This window comes from Cellvibrio sp. BR, assembly GCF_000263355.1.
Lineage (GTDB): Bacteria > Pseudomonadota > Gammaproteobacteria > Pseudomonadales > Cellvibrionaceae > Cellvibrio.
The window spans coordinates 831912-848299 of sequence record NZ_JH668201.1; the positions used below are offsets into that span (position 1 = coordinate 831912).

Below are 16388 nucleotides of genomic sequence, written 5' to 3' on the forward strand. Positions count from 1 at the left end.
ATTGGCATGAATTAAGCTTTATCCTTTCCGTGCCCTCTTTAACGAGCGCATGTTTTTCAACGAAATATTTTCAATATTTTTTGAAAAAATTTTCCAAAGGAGAACATCATGAAAAATACTTTATTTGACTCAATCACCATTTCTCTTAGCGCCCTTGCGCTCACCACGTCACTGTCTGCCGTCGCAGCCAACACAGAGCCTGCAGCAAATAATAGTGCCCATACAGAGAACACTTATACCGAAAAAACTTACACTGAGAAAAGAAGCGCGGCAGAATTTTGGGCCGACTTTAAACAGGATAGCAAACAGACCTGGCAGGATAGTAAAGCAGCATTCAAAGACGGCTGGATTGAAAGCAAGCTGGAAACAGCGTTAATCCTGAATGAGCACCTCAATGCATTCAAAATTGACATTGAAGTCGATAAAGATATGGCCACTCTGGGTGGAGAAGTTCACTCCGATATTGAAAAAGAACTGGCCGAAAATATTGCGCTGGGCGTTGAAGGCATTGACGCAGTGACCAATAACATCAAGGTAATTGAAAAACCCGCTAAAACCGCAGAATCTGTTGCCCCGCAAGGTCGTAACTTCGCACAGTATGTCGCTGACGTTTCCACCACTGCGGCAATTAAAACCGAACTGCTGGCTTCGCCCAACATTAAAGGCTTGGCAATTGATGTGGACACACTAAACCATAAGGTAACCCTTTCCGGTCAAGTGAGTTCACTGGAACAAAAAGCATTAGCGCAAGCAATAGCCGCCAAACACGAAAATGTGAAAGGTGTGGTGAATAATTTGCAAATTAAGTCGTGATTCCAATGAGCACAAAACTTGATGTGAATATTATTAACGGGGCGGGTACCGCCCCGGCTTCGCATTAAGGTAAAAACAAGTGCAAATACAACAAGTTATAAAACAAACCTCACAAAGACATGCAACTTCAGCAAAGGGTTCAGCGTTTGTTCAGCTGTAATTTAGGCTTTATCCCTCCCGCTGAATGGTTTAGTCTTACTTTTAATTAAGTCACACGAGCCTACTAACCACTTGAACACCCACGTTATATCCCCCCCGGAAATTATTACCCAGCCTCTATCGCTGGAGCCTAGTGATAGTCGTCGCCTTGCCAACCTCAATGGTCTGCTCGGCCAACACCTGCGCCAGATTGAAGAGCGCCTTGATATTGAAATTCGCAATCGCGGTTCAGAGTTCCAGCTGGTAGGCCCCGCCAACAAAACCCGTGCGGCCGCCGAACTACTGCGAAATCTTTACGAATTTACCGGTCACAGTGAACTCACCCCGGATGAAGTACATCTCGCTTTGCAAACCTCAGGAATTGAACAGCTTATGCAACAACTCGATAACGCCGAGTCTATTGTGGATGACGCCGCAATCGGCGCTACAGCACCTGCCACCGAAACCACGGGTGACGAAGGCGGCATTACGCTTATCCGCACTAAAAAGTGCACTATCAAGCCACGTGGCCTCAACCAACAGCGTTACGTGCGCGCCGTGCAGCGCCATGACATCAATTTCGGTATTGGCCCAGCCGGTACGGGCAAGACCTACCTCGCTGTAGCCTGTGCGGTAGAAGCCTTATTGAAAAATGAGATAGAGCGTATTTTGCTGGTGCGCCCTGCGGTTGAAGCAGGTGAGAAACTCGGGTTTCTACCAGGCGACTTAGCGCAGAAAGTCGACCCCTACCTGCGCCCGCTCTACGACGCCCTGTTTGAAATGCTGGGCTTTGATACCGTAGGCAAGCTGATGGAGCGCGGTGTGATTGAAGTGGCGCCCCTCGCGTTTATGCGCGGCCGCACCCTGAACAATTCTTTCGTGATTCTGGATGAAAGCCAAAACACCACCCGCGAGCAGATGAAAATGTTCCTGACCCGCATCGGTTTTGGCACTACCGCCGTAATCACTGGCGACCCAACCCAGATCGACTTGCCCCGCGGCATGGCCTCTGGCTTGCGCCACGCGATTGAGGTGTTGGATAACGTCAACGGTATCAGCTTTACCCACTTCACCTCTAAAGATGTGGTGCGCCACCCGATTGTTCAGCGCATAGTCGAAGCCTATGACGCATTTGAACAAAAGAACCCCAAACCGGATGACGCGCGCTAATCATGGCCTACCAAATTGATATAGAAAGCAATAGCCAAAGCCAACAGATACCGGCTCTGGCTGAACTGGAGCGCTGGATTGGTGCCGCGCTGCACAGCCAAAAACTTGAAGATGCAGAAGTAAGCCTCTATATCGTCGACGAAGACGAAAGTCAGCAACTTAATAGCCAGTATCGCAGCAAAGACTACCCCACCAACGTGCTCTCCTTCCCGGCAGATATTCCCGAGGAAGTGGGTGTACCGCTCTTGGGTGACTTGGTGGTCTGCGCCCCTGTGGTGGAGCGCGAAGCTCAGGAACAAGGTAAAACCTTGGCCGCCCACTGGGCACATATGCTGGTGCACGGCAGCTTGCACCTCCTGGGCTTCGATCACATCGACGATACTGAAGCCGACGAGATGGAAGCGCTTGAAACAGCAATTATCACCGGGCTGGGTTACCCTGCTCCCTATAATGAACTTACGGCAGAATAAAAACCTTGGGAACTAGCATCATGTCGGACGACCATCCGAGTAGCACAACTACTGACAAATACGAACGCAGCGATAAACACGAGCGATCGTGGCTGGATAAAGTACTGCACGCCTTCAGCGCAGAACCTAAATCCCGCGATGAGCTGCTGGAAATTATTAAAGACGCCGCCGATAACCAATTGCTCGACCAGGAAGCCCTGAGCATTATCGAGGGCGCACTGGATGTATCCTCCCTGCAAGCGCGTGAAATTATGGTGCCGCGCTCACACATAGTCGCCATTCGCCTGGAAGACTCACCGCAGGAATACCTGCCGCAAATTATCGAATCCGGCCACTCACGCTTTCCGGTGATTGGTGAAAATATCGATGATGTACGCGGTATTTTGCTCGCTAAAGACTTACTGCCGCTCGCCTTAAAAGGCACCGACAACTTCAATCTGGAAACCATACTGCGCCCCGCCAACATTGTGCCGGAGAGCAAACGCGTAAATATTTTGCTGAGGGAATTCCGTGAAAATCGCTATCACATGGCATTAGTGATGGACGAATACGGCGGCATTACTGGCCTGCTCACCATTGAAGATATCCTGGAAGAAATTGTCGGCGAAATTGAAGATGAAACCGACGAAGAAGATGAAGCCTCAGACTTCATCAAACGCGTGAGCGAAACCGACTATATAGTCAAAGCGCTGACCCCCATTGAAGACTTCAACGAATTTTTCAACACCCAATTCAGCAACGAAGACTTTGATACCCTGGGCGGGATTTTGATGCAGGAGTTTGGCCATTTGCCCAAGCGCAACGAGGTGGTACAAATGGACAAGATGCAGTTCCGCGTGCTCTACGCCGACAATCGCCAAATCCATTTATTGCGCTTAACAATCGCAACAGATTAATCTTCGCAGCTGTAACAGAGCAAAAACCTGGAAATCCCGCCCTCTCCCGGCGGGATTTTTTTAACCGTCTAAAAAAGATTACCCACCCATGGCCGATACCTTTCGCAATCTCCCCAACCCACTGGCACTGCTGTTTGCACTGGTTAGCGGTGCGCTTATCACCCTGAGCTTTGCACCGTTTAACCTCTGGCCAATTACCCTACTGAGCCTCACCACCTTTGCCTTGCTGCTCAAAGAGCAACCCAGAAACCAGGTACTCTGGCGTAGCTTTGCATTTGGCGTAGGGCTGTATGGCGCAGGTATTCACTGGATTTACGTCAGCATCCATAACTTTGGTGGCGCTGCCCCCCTGTTTGCCGCCTTTTTGGTATTGATATTCGCCTGTTTTATGGCGCTTATTTTTGCACTGCCGCTCTATATTTATGGCCGCTGGTTTAGCTACCACCGTTTTGCCTTGCTCATCGCCCTGCCCGCATGCTGGTTGCTCGGGGAGTGGACACGCACCTGGTTACTAACAGGTTTCCCCTGGTTATTTTTAGGCTATAGCCATGTGGATACCTGGCTCGCTGGCTGGGCACCGGTTACCGGTGTGATGGGCATTAGTTTTATTCTGGCAGCCAACGCCGGTGCAATCGCTGAACTGGTATGGCACGGCAAAGCTGCCCGCCAACAAAAGCCGGTAGTCATAAGTGCGATCACTCTTAACCTTGCGTTCTGGGTGAGCGGCGCCGTGCTAAGCAGCATCACTTGGGCTAAACCGGAGCAAACACCCATCAAGATTGGCATGGTGCAGCCCAACGTAGATCAGAGCACCAAACTCACGTTCAATGAGGAAAGCACCCTCGCCGCCCTGAACCAATTACGCGAACTCAGCACTGACCTGTGGAATAACGACTGGGTAGTCTGGCCGGAGGCCGCCATCCCCACCAGCCTTACCTTCCATGAAGCACTGCCCTTTTTGGAGGAGATGAACAGCAAAGCCGCTGCCGCCAATACCGCGCTGTTCACCGGGGTGATTTATGAGGATCGCGACAAACAGAAATACTACAACTCAATAGCCGGGCTGGGTGAAGGCTATGGGTTTTATCACAAGCGCCGCTTAGTGCCCTTTGGCGAATACGTACCGCTGGAAGACCAACTGCGCGGGCTGATCGAGTTTTTCAACCTGCCTACTTCGTTTATCCATTTGGGCCCGCAGGATCAACACGGCCTGATTGCCAAGGGAGTACGTATCACGCCCGCGATTTGCTATGAAATTGTCTACCCGGATTTAATTGCACAAGCAGCCAAAGAGACGCAAGTGCTGCTCAGCGTTAACAACCTCGGCTGGTTCCTGGATTCCATCCAGTCCAAGCAGTTTATGCAGATGGCGCAAATGCGCGCCCTCGAAACCGGCCGCTATCTGGTGTACAGCACCAACAACGGCCCCAGCGCGATTATCGACAACAAAGGTAAGATCATCAGCCAAAGCAATTCCTTTACCGCACAAACTTTTACCGGTGTGATTCACGCAGTGAAGGATTGGACGCCGTTTATGATTACCAGCAGCGGGCCACTGGTTATTCTGTGCACACTGCTGTTATTGGCGCTGCAACTGCCCCAGCTGTATCGCAAACAACCAGACTGATCATCACTGCACCATCAACCGCCAGCGGGTCAGCTTGACTAAAACCCGCTGGCGCCCCCGCAAAAAAACAGCAATCTGTAGCAAAAACCAACAGACACTATATGTAGTCATAACCCGACAATTGGATTATTAGAAAAAAGTCTAAGTTTCACGACAAACCGTCACATTTTGCATACGTCGCCAATTGCGGGGCTTTTCCGGCGCAACGCCTGATTCTTGCTGACTTGCCCCCAGTTTGTACCCCTGTCACCCACACCTTATCCACAGCTTTTCAAGCTTGCATAAAACCCACAATCGCATTATCTTGTAGCCCATTCACGATTTACCCCTAGATATAGGTGTTAAGCGCGCCAAGCACACTAATGGTGCCTAACCCTGCAGAGCTAAATCGTCAAGCAAAATTTTGACCCAATTGAACGCTTACCTATTGTTTGTCGTATTGGCAGCAGTAATTAAGTGGCTGGGGCGCTACTCCAAGTGGGTATCTCCGGCATCAGCTGTATGGGCACCAAGTGCAATGGAGTCAACCACAAGATCTTGTGGTCAGACAAAATAGGCAAAACCGTGTTGCAGACCCTGATTTTAATAACAACGGCTGCTTTTAGAATGCAGCGCCCGGGTCACTCATACACAATGCTTTATCACAGTTTTTTTACCAACCAGTCATTTCAACCAGGAAAGACCTCACGCGGGAGACGTCTATGCAAACTGACATTGAAACCACCACCGGTACACGCAACGTGCAACAGGATATTCACAGCGGCGGCGCGCCGCTCTCGGCCACAGCGCCCGGCCAACTGCGCGTCATCAAACGCAACGGAACGGTGGTTCCCTTCGATGCCAGCAAAATTGCCATCGCCATGACCAAAGCCTTTTTGGCGGTAGAAGGTGGCACTGCTGCTGCTTCTACACGGGTACATGAAGTGGTGAGCAGCCTCACCCAGCAAATTACCGCCACCTTCAAACGCCGTATGCCCTCGGGCGGCACTATCCATATTGAAGAGATCCAGGATCAGGTTGAACTGATTCTGATGCGCTCGGGCGAGCAAAAAATCGCCCGCGATTACGTGCTCTACCGCGAAGAGCACGCTCGCCTGCGTGCCCAAAAACAATCCAGCTCCCAAGAGCCAGACCCGGATTACCCCAGCCTGAACGTGATTCTGGCCGATGGCAGCCGCGCGCCGTTGGATATTGGCCGTATGCGCACCATCGTGCGTGAAGCCTGTGCCGGTTTAGCCGGTGTAGAAGAGAAGGCGATTCTCGATGAAGCCATGCGCAACCTCTATGACGGTGTGGCGGAAAAAGACGTAAACACCTCATTGGTGATTACCGCCCGCACCCTGGTAGAAAAAGAGCCAAACTACTCTTTTGTAACCGCTCGCCTGCTGATGGACAAACTGCGCGCTGAAGCCCTGAGCTTCTTTGGTGTAGCCAACTCAGCAACCCAAGCGGATATGGAAACCCTCTACGCCCAAACCCTGCCGCTCTACATCAAAAAAGGGGTTGAGCTGGAACTGATCTCCCCTGAATTGCAAAACTTTGACTTGGAGAAACTGGGCAAAGCCCTGATCGCCGAGCGCGATCTGCAGTTCACCTACCTCGGCCTGCAAACCCTGTATGACCGCTACTTCATCCACAGCAACGACACTCGCATCGAACTGCCGCAAATATTCTTTATGCGCGTTGCTATGGGCTTGGCGATTCAAGAAAAGAACCGCGAAGACCGCGCGATTGAGTTCTATCGCCTGCTCTCTTCGTTCGATTACATGAGCTCCACTCCAACCCTGTTCAACTCCGGCACCTTGCGCCCGCAGTTGTCCTCTTGCTACCTGACTACCGTACCGGACGACCTGCACGGTATTTATGGCGCCATTCAAGACAACGCCATGCTCAGCAAATTTGCTGGCGGCTTGGGTAACGACTGGACGCCGGTGCGTGCACTGGGCGCCTATATCAAAGGCACCAACGGCAAATCACAAGGTGTAGTTCCCTTCCTGAAGGTAGCCAACGATACCGCCGTGGCGGTAAACCAAGGCGGTAAACGCAAAGGCGCCGTGTGTGCGTATTTGGAAACCTGGCACTTGGATACCGAAGAGTTCCTTGAACTGCGCAAAAACACCGGTGATGACCGTCGCCGTACCCATGACATGAACACTGCCAACTGGGTGCCCGACCTGTTCATGAAGCGTGTGTTTGACGATAAAGAGTGGACCCTGTTCTCGCCCAACGATGTGCCCGACCTGCACGACCTGTACGGCAAGGCATTCGAAGAGCGCTACGAGCATTACGAGCGCGAAGCCGCCGCCGGCAAGATCAAAGTCTTCAAAACCGTGCGCGCACTGGATTTGTGGAGAAAGATGCTGGGCATGCTGTTTGAAACTGGCCACCCATGGATCACCTTCAAAGACCCATGCAACCTGCGCAGCCCGCAGCAGCATGCCGGTGTGGTTCACTCGTCCAACCTGTGCACCGAGATCACCCTCAACACCAAAGCCAACGATGAAATCGCGGTATGTAACCTCGGCTCCATCAACCTGGCGCAACATATTGTGGATGGCAAACTCGATCAAGCGAAGCTGGAGCGCACCGTTAAAACTGCAATCCGCATGCTCGATAACGTGATCGACATTAACTACTACGCGGTGGCTACCTCCAAGCAGTCCAACCTACGTCACCGCCCTATCGGCCTTGGCATTATGGGCTTCCAGGATGCACTCTATGAGCAGCGTATCGCCTACAGCTCGCAAGCCGCTGTGGATTTTGCCGATACCTCCATGGAAGCCGTGAGCTACTACGCGATCAAAGCCTCCAGCGAACTGGCAGCCGAGCGCGGCAAGTATTCAACTTTTGACGGTTCCCTGTGGAGCAAAGGCATTCTGCCCATCGACTCGATTGAAATCCTCGCGCAAAACCGTGGCGAGAATTACATCAAAGTGGATCGCAGCCAAACCTTCGACTGGGCGACCTTGCGTGCACAAGTAAAAGCACAAGGTATGCGCAACTCCAACGTGATGGCGATTGCACCCACGGCAACCATTTCCAACATCACCGGCGTAACCCAGTCGATTGAACCGACTTACCAAAACCTCTACGTGAAATCCAACCTCTCAGGCGAATTCACCGTAGTTAACCCGCACTTGGTACACGACTTAAAAGCCCGTGGCTTGTGGGATGCGGTAATGGTTAACGATTTGAAATACTACGAAGGCTCACTGCAAAAGATCGACCGCATCCCGGCCGACCTCAAGGCCATCTACGCCACCGCGTTTGAAGTAGAACCCAAGTGGATCGTAGAAGCCGCCAGCCGTCGCCAGAAGTGGATTGACCAAGCGCAGAGCTTGAACCTCTACATCGCTGGCGCTAACGGCAAAAAATTAGACATTACTTACCGCATGGCATGGTTCTCCGGCTTAAAGACTACGTATTACCTGCGTGCCTTGGCGGCAACCACTACTGAGAAATCCACCATTAACACCGGTGCATTGAACGCCGTATCGGCTGGTGGTGGTGCGAGTGGATTGTCAGCTGCACCGGCTGCTGCAAAACCTGCCGTATCAGAAGTAGAAGCCGCGAGTTTCGCCGAAGCAGCGCCAGTGCCATTGGCTTGCTCGATAGACAATCCGGATTGTGAAGCCTGCCAATAAAGATGTTGCGGTTCGCAGGCTCACCAGCAACCTACAGGGTGCTTCGTAGGTTGCTGGTGAGGAACGAACCGCAACAAAAACACAAAATACGCGATACACGCACGCAGAATTAAACGAGGATCACATGCTAAGTTGGGATGAATTCGATACCGAAGAAGCCGTAAAAGAAACAGCACGTCAAGACGCCATCAGCGCCGCGCAAACCAAGGCAGCCGCACCCGTGGCGCAACCAACACCAGCCCAAGTAGCGCAAGCGCAGGCCACCCAGGTAAGTGCCGCTGCCGATGCACAAGCCGTGAACACCGCCTTTGCTGCCGCCGCCAAAGAAGCAGGCATCAGCCCTGAACTTGCCAAAGCGCGCGCGAGCCTCGCTGCACTTGACCCGGCACCCGGTTTGCAAGAATTGGAAATGGGTGCCGCCCGTATCCAGGTTGATGAAAAGCGCATGATCAACTGTCGCGCTGACTTGAACCAACTCGTCCCGTTCAAATACGACTGGGCATGGCAAAAATACCTTGATGGCTGCTCCAACCACTGGATGCCACAAGAAGTAAACATGACCGCCGACATCGCCACCTGGAAAAGCAAAGACGGCCTGACCGACGACGAGCGTCGCATTGTGATGCGCAGCCTCGGTTACTTCTCTACCGCTGATTCACTGGTAGCAAACAACCTCGTACTCGCGATTTACCGTTTGATCACCAACCCAGAATGCCGCCAATACATTTTGCGTCAATCATTCGAAGAAGCGATCCACACCCACGCTTATCAATATTGCATTGAATCGCTGGGTATGGATGAAGGCGAAATCTTCAACATGTACCGCGAATTGCCAAGCGTTGCGAACAAAGCTGCATGGAGTTTGAAACACACACAAACCCTGGGCGACCCAACCTTCACCACCGGCACACCGGAAACCGATCAGGAATTGCTGCGCAACCTCGTTGCGTTTTATGTAGTGACCGAAGGTATTTTCTTCTACTGCGGATTCAGCCAAATTCTCAGCATGGGCCGCCGCAACAAAATGACCGGCGTTGCCGAACAGTTCCAATACATCCTGCGCGATGAATCCATGCATTTGAACTTTGGTATCGATGTAATCAACCAAATCAAATTGGAAAACCCGCACTTGTGGACTGCAGAATTCCAACAAGAAGTTATCCAAATGATTTTGGAAGGCACCGAGCTGGAAATCCAATACGCGCGCGACTCTATGCCACGCGGCGTACTCGGCATGAATGCCGCGATGATGGAAGAATACCTCCACTTCATCGCCAACCGCCGCTGCGCACAAGTCGGTTTGAAAGAACAATTCCCAGGCGCACAGAATCCATTCCCATGGATGAGTGAGATTATGGATTTGCGTAAGGAGAAGAATTTCTTTGAGACGCGTGTGATTGAATATCAGACTGGTGGGGCATTGAGCTGGGATTAATTTAGCGTAAACCGAAAACGCCGAACTACAGAAATGGGTTCGGCGTTTTTTATTGCTAAGAAACCATTAATACAAATCAACACTATAAAAGGAATGAGAAAATGGAGCTGAATCAAATTATTTGGGGCGACGACAGCGCAGAAAGGGACCCAAACCTTTTCGAGTATTTCGTATCATCGCAGCCCTTCAAAAGGCTAGCAGAAAAAACCAAAAGCATTGTAATAGGAAGAAAAGGATCAGGAAAATCCGCCTTACGCACAATGCTAGCAGAAACATTTGAAGATCAAGACAACACCCATGTCATAACACTATCCCCCAAATACAATGCAATTCGCACAATTTTAAACGACGAAGAAATCAACAATGAGTTCGGAAAAGAAATATTCTTTCAGCATACATGGCTGAGACAAATACTTTTAGACTCCCTCTGTAAAATTGGTGACAACGCCAAAGGAAAATACGCGGAAGAAAGCCTAAGATTTGCAAGAGATATTTCCTTATCACTCAATAGAACATCAAAGGATCTCGTCGAAAATATTGCAGAAATATTATCATCAATAAAAATTAAAGCAGGATCACTTGGCGACCTAGGGCTAGCCCTTGAAAAAGAATTGCGAGCTGTGGCTGAAGTTGAAGCACTGGAGCACCATCTAATTCAGATCTGCAATACGAACGCCAAATTTGTGGTAATGATTGACGATCTTGATTTAGGCTGGGATAACAGCGAAACAGCAAACAACCTTTTGCTTGGATTGCTAAGCGCAACCAACCACATTGCAGGACTACACAAAAATATTCATACAATAATTTTTTTGAGAGAAGATGTTTACTCAATCTTAATAAGCAAAACTCAACACTCTGACAAATACAGAAACGTCGAAAGACTACGCTGGGAAAAAGAAGAGCTAATTCAAATATTAGTTAACAGAATTGCATTTAATTACTCAAAGGCAGGCGAATCAGTCCCTGCGCATCTTTTTCATGCAGTATTCCCTGAAATGGTCAGCACCACCTACTGTGACAATTGGCTAACTGAACGCACCCTCTCTCGCCCACGCGAATTGATTCAGCTTTCACGCTACTACACAGAGTCCGTAGAAGGTGACGCACCAAACGACACAAAATTAAAAGATTCTGAAAGTAATTACTCCTCATGGAAACTTGACGATCTATGCTCCGAATACTCAAATCAATATCCCGGCATAAATGAAATAATGTCCTACTGGAAAACAAAATATTTCAGGCATAAATATCATTTAAAAAGAAACGAAATTGAAGAGATGCTGTTCAACATAATAGCGGACGTCACACTAAACCAACCTTGGTTTAACAAAATAGTAGCCGATGCAAACTATACAAAATTTTTGGAAATATTATATGAAATCGGATTTATAGGCGATTTTGTTCTTGGAGGCGAAGGCGGAAGCAAAACATTTTATTCTCATAGTGAAAGACATGAGCCTAGATTTGAGGAGGTGCAGATTCATCCCTGCTTCCGAAAAGCAGTCAATACCGTAGACCGAATTAGGCATAAATCTGATAACTTGTAGCTCGTAGGTTGGGTTTATGTAGATTGGCGGTGAGTTTGCGAACCCCAACATTCGTAATCGCAAATGGCACGCTGCTTTGTGAATGCGAAAAACCAATTAACGGCACATGTATTTTGGTTTTGGTGGCTGCGGATGTATGGTCATGTTGCGGTTTGTTCCTCAAGCTACGCGCCCCGCCGCAACCTACAAATAGTTCAATCATGAATAACGAATTTATTTCACAACTGAGCAATGGAATTCTTTCGACGATAATCGCCCTGCTCTTTTTGGCTATTCTATCTATGCTTATTGGTTATCGTTTTATTACAAGAGAGCTGGTAAAAATTGGCATGAAAAAAGGTGACGCAAAAGCGCTGGGCCACGCCGTTACGGTAATGACATTTTTGACACTCGGTGCGGTTTATTTGAAATTTTTTGTGCTGAATTAATACGAAAACCAATCAACGGCACACATAATTTGGCTCTAGTGGCTGCGGGTACATGATCATGCTTGGGGGCTGTTTTCCATTGCAAGCCCCGATGACACGCCAATAAAAAACACGTAATCACTTTTTAATTGATAAATTGCTCGCCTCACTGGAACAATAATGAACATAAAAAAACTAAACCCAGTTACTCAAAACATACTGTATTTGCTCGGCGCTATCGTGTTATCGGCGGTTTTGTTTTTCTCTATTTACATCCCGCGCACTTTTCTTTACGACATATATTCAATACCCGCTGGATCGATGGCACCCACAATAAATGTTGGCGATACAGTTATCGTTAACAAACACATTTACCGAGACACCATAAAAGGCAAGCCCGACAGCAACCAACCCCGGCGGGGGGATATAATTGCATTCAACCCGCCACACCAGCCGAATACGGTTTACTTAAAACGTGTTATAGGAATTCCAGGAGATGTTATTCACTTCACTGACAAACAATTGACAATAAATAATAAACCCGTTGAAACCAAGAAGCTAAATGACGCATTATTTTCGGAAACACTTAACGACACCACATATCAAGTACAATATTTGAATGAAGAAAACCTTTATCGTGATATCAAAGTCACCACCCCTGTCGACCACTATTTCGTAATGGGTGACAACAGAGACAATTCGCTGGATAGCCGTGAATGGGGGTTTGTGCCAAAAGAAAAACTGATAGGAAAAACAACTATAGTCTTCTAATCAAAAAAACTAACAACATCACTTCAACTGCGCATTCTTTATAGTTTTGGTGGTTACGGATGTATGGTCATTTTACGGTTATTCACCCACAACACCCCACCAGTTCAATTTAATTTGGATAATAACAAATGGAAACCAACACAATTTACGATGCCCCCAAAGCAAACCTTGTTGACTTCAACCCCCAACAAACCGAAGGGCTGGAAAACGTTTTACATGTCGCTAAACAGCAAAAAGCGCTTATTTATACCTTTCTCGTATATTTTGTAGCGGCAGTGCTCGTGCAAGCAGCGCCGCCAGAAATCAGGCAAGTCGCAAGCCTTATTGTTATTCCGATATGGATTGCCATCATTATTTTAAATGCGCGCTTATGCTGGAAAGTGTATGGAAAGTTTTTTGCAGTAGTGATGATTATTCTGGGTATTGTTCCCATTATTAACTTTTTAGTGGTAGTTGCTGCCAGCTCACGGGCGAACAGATTAATTAAAAAAGCAGGATTCAAAGTGGGTTTTATGGGTGCCAACACCAAACAAATCAAGCAAGCTATACAACAAACCCAGCACACCGCCTTATAGGCATTCAATTTATTGAACTCTGTAAATGCACATAGATTAGATGCCGACAGAATTCTACAGAAGATAATCCCCGCCCCTACTAACAAAAAACCAATCACGCGTGATTGGTTTTTTAATTTTATTTACAAGTAAACTTTTCACTTTTTTCATAAGATATGTCCTACAATTATTTTTCACAATAATACAAAAGGACCCGTTTATGAAAATCATATCCTTCATCGCTACCGCGTTACTATTGACCGCCTGCGCCCACGAGCCGGTTACGTTACCTGACAGCTGGGCTTACCAAGGTGACGATGCCGTAACAGTAGTCGCCGCCATTGGACAAGCCACTCAAGGTGAATTCCAAAGTTTAATGTCCAACAACGAAATTGAACTGATTAGCGCGGAGAAGGCAGAACCGCTCTCCATTAAATTGAAACATTCCTCGCCACTGTTAACCAGTATGGGCGACTACAAAACTGCCGATGGGCGCTACGCCATTATTAAACTGCGATTAAAACCCGGCCAGTACACCATTAACGCCATTCGCTCCGCGACACCTTTGGACGCATCAGCCACCAGCCACGAGCGTTACAATTCAACTAGCACCCGCGACAGATTGCCGGTATTGGTATCGGACTCCTGGAGTTATAGCGGCGGCGCCAATTTCCGCTCGGAGGAACCCATCAATCTCACCTTCAACTTTGAGGCGGGCAAACATTACTATTTGGGAACTTTGACCGCGCACAGCCTGAGATCAACACGTAAAGTTCGGCCGAAATTCAGACGAATGTTAGCCAAAACATTTTGGGTCGTGGACACCAAAACACCCGCCAACCAAGCGGCGATTATTAAACAGTATCCCGAGCTTGGCGCCATAACACTGCAGCCTTACAGCGGCTCGTTTACGCGCCCACCCTACTTTTTTGAAAGCATCGAGCAGGCACAACAACAGCTGATGCAACAACAAGCAGCAACAGTGAATTAATTACAGCAAGGTGATTGGGCAAAAATGCCTAATCACCTTTAACAGTGCGAGCGTATACTAGGCGGCAATCTTTCCCGGACACCTCGCACCATGTCAGTTACCGCCCTCTACACCGACCTCTCTGGTTATTACGATTTAATGTGTGCCGATATCGACTATCGCGAGCAGAGCAATTATGTGCGCAGGCTGCATGAGTTGTTTGGCAATCAGGGGAAAAATGTGTTGGATTTAGCCTGTGGCACCGGCCCACACTTGCGGCATTTTATCGACTTTGGTTATACGGCTAGTGGTGTGGATATTAATCAGCCCATGCTGGATATTGCACAGCTACGTTGCCCCGAGGCGCAATTTACCCAACAGGATATGAGCGACCTGAATATGGACGCGCAGATGGACTTAATCAGCTGCTTTTTATATTCCATCCATTACAACCAAAGTATTGCCACACTTACCGATTGTATTGCCAGCGTTCACCGCGCGCTAAAACCCGGCGGTCTATTTTGTTTTAATGCGGTGGATAAAAGCACTATTGATAATCGCGCTGGCATTAAACGCCAACTCACACATGACCAGAGTAATTTTAGTTTTCAGTCCAATTGGTATTACTCAGGTGAAGGCGAACAGCAACAATTACAGCTGAGCATTGAACGAACCACCAACGGTATTACTGAACACTGGCGTGACCAACACGCAATGGTCGCCCTCACCTTTGCGCACTTACAACAATTGCTTGAACCCTATTTCGAAGTGCATATTCTTGCGCATGATTACGAGCGAATCGCCCCCTGGGAAAACGCGGCAGGCAATGCGTTTTTTGTTGCGATCAAGCATTAATTTCAAAGCCGCGAATTGTGCAGCACCTTATGAATAAACTTTTTATCATCGGATTGCCGCGTACTGGCACCACCAGCATCAGTGTGGCGCTGTTGGATTATGGATTTAAAGTGGCGCACACGGCGTATACCAAACGCGCATTTGAATTAGCCGATGTTGTTTCCGATGCGCCCTGCTTTTGTGATTACCAAGAACTGGATCAGCTATTTCCCCATTCGAAGTTTGTGTATCTGGAACGCAGCCTTGAGCGCTGGGTGCCATCCATTCAGATGTTGCTAAACAAAATGCTGCCGGAACTTGCACCTAAAACTGGTTACCTGAACCCGGTGTTGAAGCGGGTGATGAACCAAACGTTTGCGCCTCTCACCAGCAGCGATCCCTTAAGCAAAGAACACTTGGAAACCTGTTATATAAACCATCAACAACAGGTGATGAATTATTTCGCGCAGCGGGATGACTTTTTACGCATCGATATTAGCAACAGTAATAGCCTGCCAACATTATTGCGGTTCATCGGGATTGAACCACCGGTTACTGCACAGTTCGCGCATGCACAGTTCCCCCATTTAAATACTGGTAAACAAGTCGATAATTGGAAAGCTATCAAACATCCGAATAAAATTAATTCGCTCAGTGCAGGCACAGAACATCGCCAATTTTTGGATTACCGCCAGCTCAGGCTTAACAGGTGATTTAAACAATGAACCCGAATACAACATTACACAAGTATTTAATCAATCTCCCAGCCGCATTACTGGATTACCCGTTTGGCGATGATATTCATGTGTATAAAGTGGAAGGCAAAGTGTTTGCTATTTATTTTGAGGATGCGAAGAGCAAGCGCCTGAACCTAAAGTGCGACCCGGTACTGGCAGAACAACTGCGCATGGTTTTTAGCGAAGTAACCCCCGGCTACCACATGAACAAAAAGCACTGGAACACAGTGGATTTAACCGGCAATTTGCCACAAAGCGAGGTGTTCAAGCAGATAGATCACTCCTACGCGCTAATCGTAAAAAAACTCCCCAAGGCAGTTAAGCAGCGTTTGCGAATCCAACATGAGGGTTTGGCGTGGTTAAGCTAATGGC

The 16388-nt window shown here is 48.5% G+C and carries 15 protein-coding genes; all 15 read left to right on the forward strand.

Annotated elements, in window-relative coordinates:
- Positions 1–108: 108 nt before the first annotated feature.
- The 15 genes from O59_RS08795 (at position 109) to O59_RS08865 (ending at position 16384) form a co-directional block, all read left to right on the forward strand.
- A complete protein-coding gene (locus O59_RS08795; RefSeq protein ID WP_007641729.1) occupies positions 109–813 on the forward strand; it encodes a BON domain-containing protein in 705 nt (234 codons plus the stop codon).
- A gap of 231 nt (positions 814–1044) precedes the next feature.
- Positions 1045–2121 carry a PhoH family protein gene (locus O59_RS08800; RefSeq protein WP_007641731.1) on the forward strand — a complete coding sequence of 359 codons (1077 nt, stop codon included), beginning with the start codon at positions 1045–1047 and terminating at the stop codon, positions 2119–2121.
- A 2-nt stretch (positions 2122–2123) separates the two neighbouring features.
- A complete protein-coding gene (gene ybeY / locus O59_RS08805; protein ID WP_007641732.1) occupies positions 2124–2591 on the forward strand; it encodes an rRNA maturation RNase YbeY in 468 nt (155 codons plus the stop codon).
- A 20-nt stretch (positions 2592–2611) separates the two neighbouring features.
- Positions 2612–3487 (forward strand): HlyC/CorC family transporter, encoded by an 876-nt coding sequence (locus O59_RS08810; protein ID WP_007641733.1) that lies wholly within the window; start codon positions 2612–2614, stop codon positions 3485–3487.
- Positions 3488–3575: 88 nt separating this feature from the next.
- A complete protein-coding gene (gene lnt / locus O59_RS08815; protein WP_007641734.1) occupies positions 3576–5114 on the forward strand; it encodes an apolipoprotein N-acyltransferase in 1539 nt (512 codons plus the stop codon).
- Between the two features lie 701 nt (positions 5115–5815).
- Complete coding sequence (locus O59_RS08820) at positions 5816–8758, forward strand: ribonucleoside-diphosphate reductase subunit alpha (protein WP_007641735.1); 2943 nt, start codon at positions 5816–5818, stop codon at positions 8756–8758.
- Positions 8759–8882: 124 nt separating this feature from the next.
- Complete coding sequence (locus O59_RS08825) at positions 8883–10193, forward strand: ribonucleotide-diphosphate reductase subunit beta (protein WP_007641736.1); 1311 nt, start codon at positions 8883–8885, stop codon at positions 10191–10193.
- A gap of 101 nt (positions 10194–10294) precedes the next feature.
- Positions 10295–11743, forward strand: coding sequence for a P-loop ATPase, Sll1717 family (locus O59_RS08830; protein ID WP_007641738.1), 1449 nt, complete (start codon positions 10295–10297; stop codon positions 11741–11743).
- 29 nt (positions 11744–11772) lie between these two features.
- Positions 11773–12171 carry a hypothetical protein gene (locus O59_RS08835; protein ID WP_040391790.1) on the forward strand — a complete coding sequence of 133 codons (399 nt, stop codon included), beginning with the start codon at positions 11773–11775 and terminating at the stop codon, positions 12169–12171.
- Between the two features lie 159 nt (positions 12172–12330).
- Positions 12331–12921: a signal peptidase I gene (gene lepB, locus O59_RS08840; RefSeq protein ID WP_050977005.1), complete on the forward strand. Its 591-nt coding sequence runs from the start codon at positions 12331–12333 to the stop codon at positions 12919–12921.
- A 128-nt stretch (positions 12922–13049) separates the two neighbouring features.
- The gene (locus O59_RS08845; protein ID WP_007641745.1) at positions 13050–13496 is read left to right on the forward strand and encodes a hypothetical protein; all 447 of its coding nucleotides are present in this window, start codon (positions 13050–13052) and stop codon (positions 13494–13496) included.
- A 199-nt stretch (positions 13497–13695) separates the two neighbouring features.
- On the forward strand, positions 13696–14466 hold the full coding sequence (locus O59_RS08850) for a hypothetical protein (RefSeq protein WP_007641746.1): 771 nt from the start codon (positions 13696–13698) through the stop codon (positions 14464–14466).
- Between the two features lie 90 nt (positions 14467–14556).
- Entirely contained in the window at positions 14557–15300 is a 744-nt protein-coding gene (locus tag O59_RS08855; protein WP_007641747.1) for a class I SAM-dependent methyltransferase, read from the forward strand.
- A gap of 29 nt (positions 15301–15329) precedes the next feature.
- Complete coding sequence (locus O59_RS08860; RefSeq protein WP_007641748.1) at positions 15330–15992, forward strand: sulfotransferase; 663 nt, start codon at positions 15330–15332, stop codon at positions 15990–15992.
- Positions 15993–16000: 8 nt separating this feature from the next.
- Entirely contained in the window at positions 16001–16384 is a 384-nt protein-coding gene (locus O59_RS08865; protein WP_007641754.1) for an MmcQ/YjbR family DNA-binding protein, read from the forward strand.
- Positions 16385–16388 lie beyond the last annotated feature (4 nt).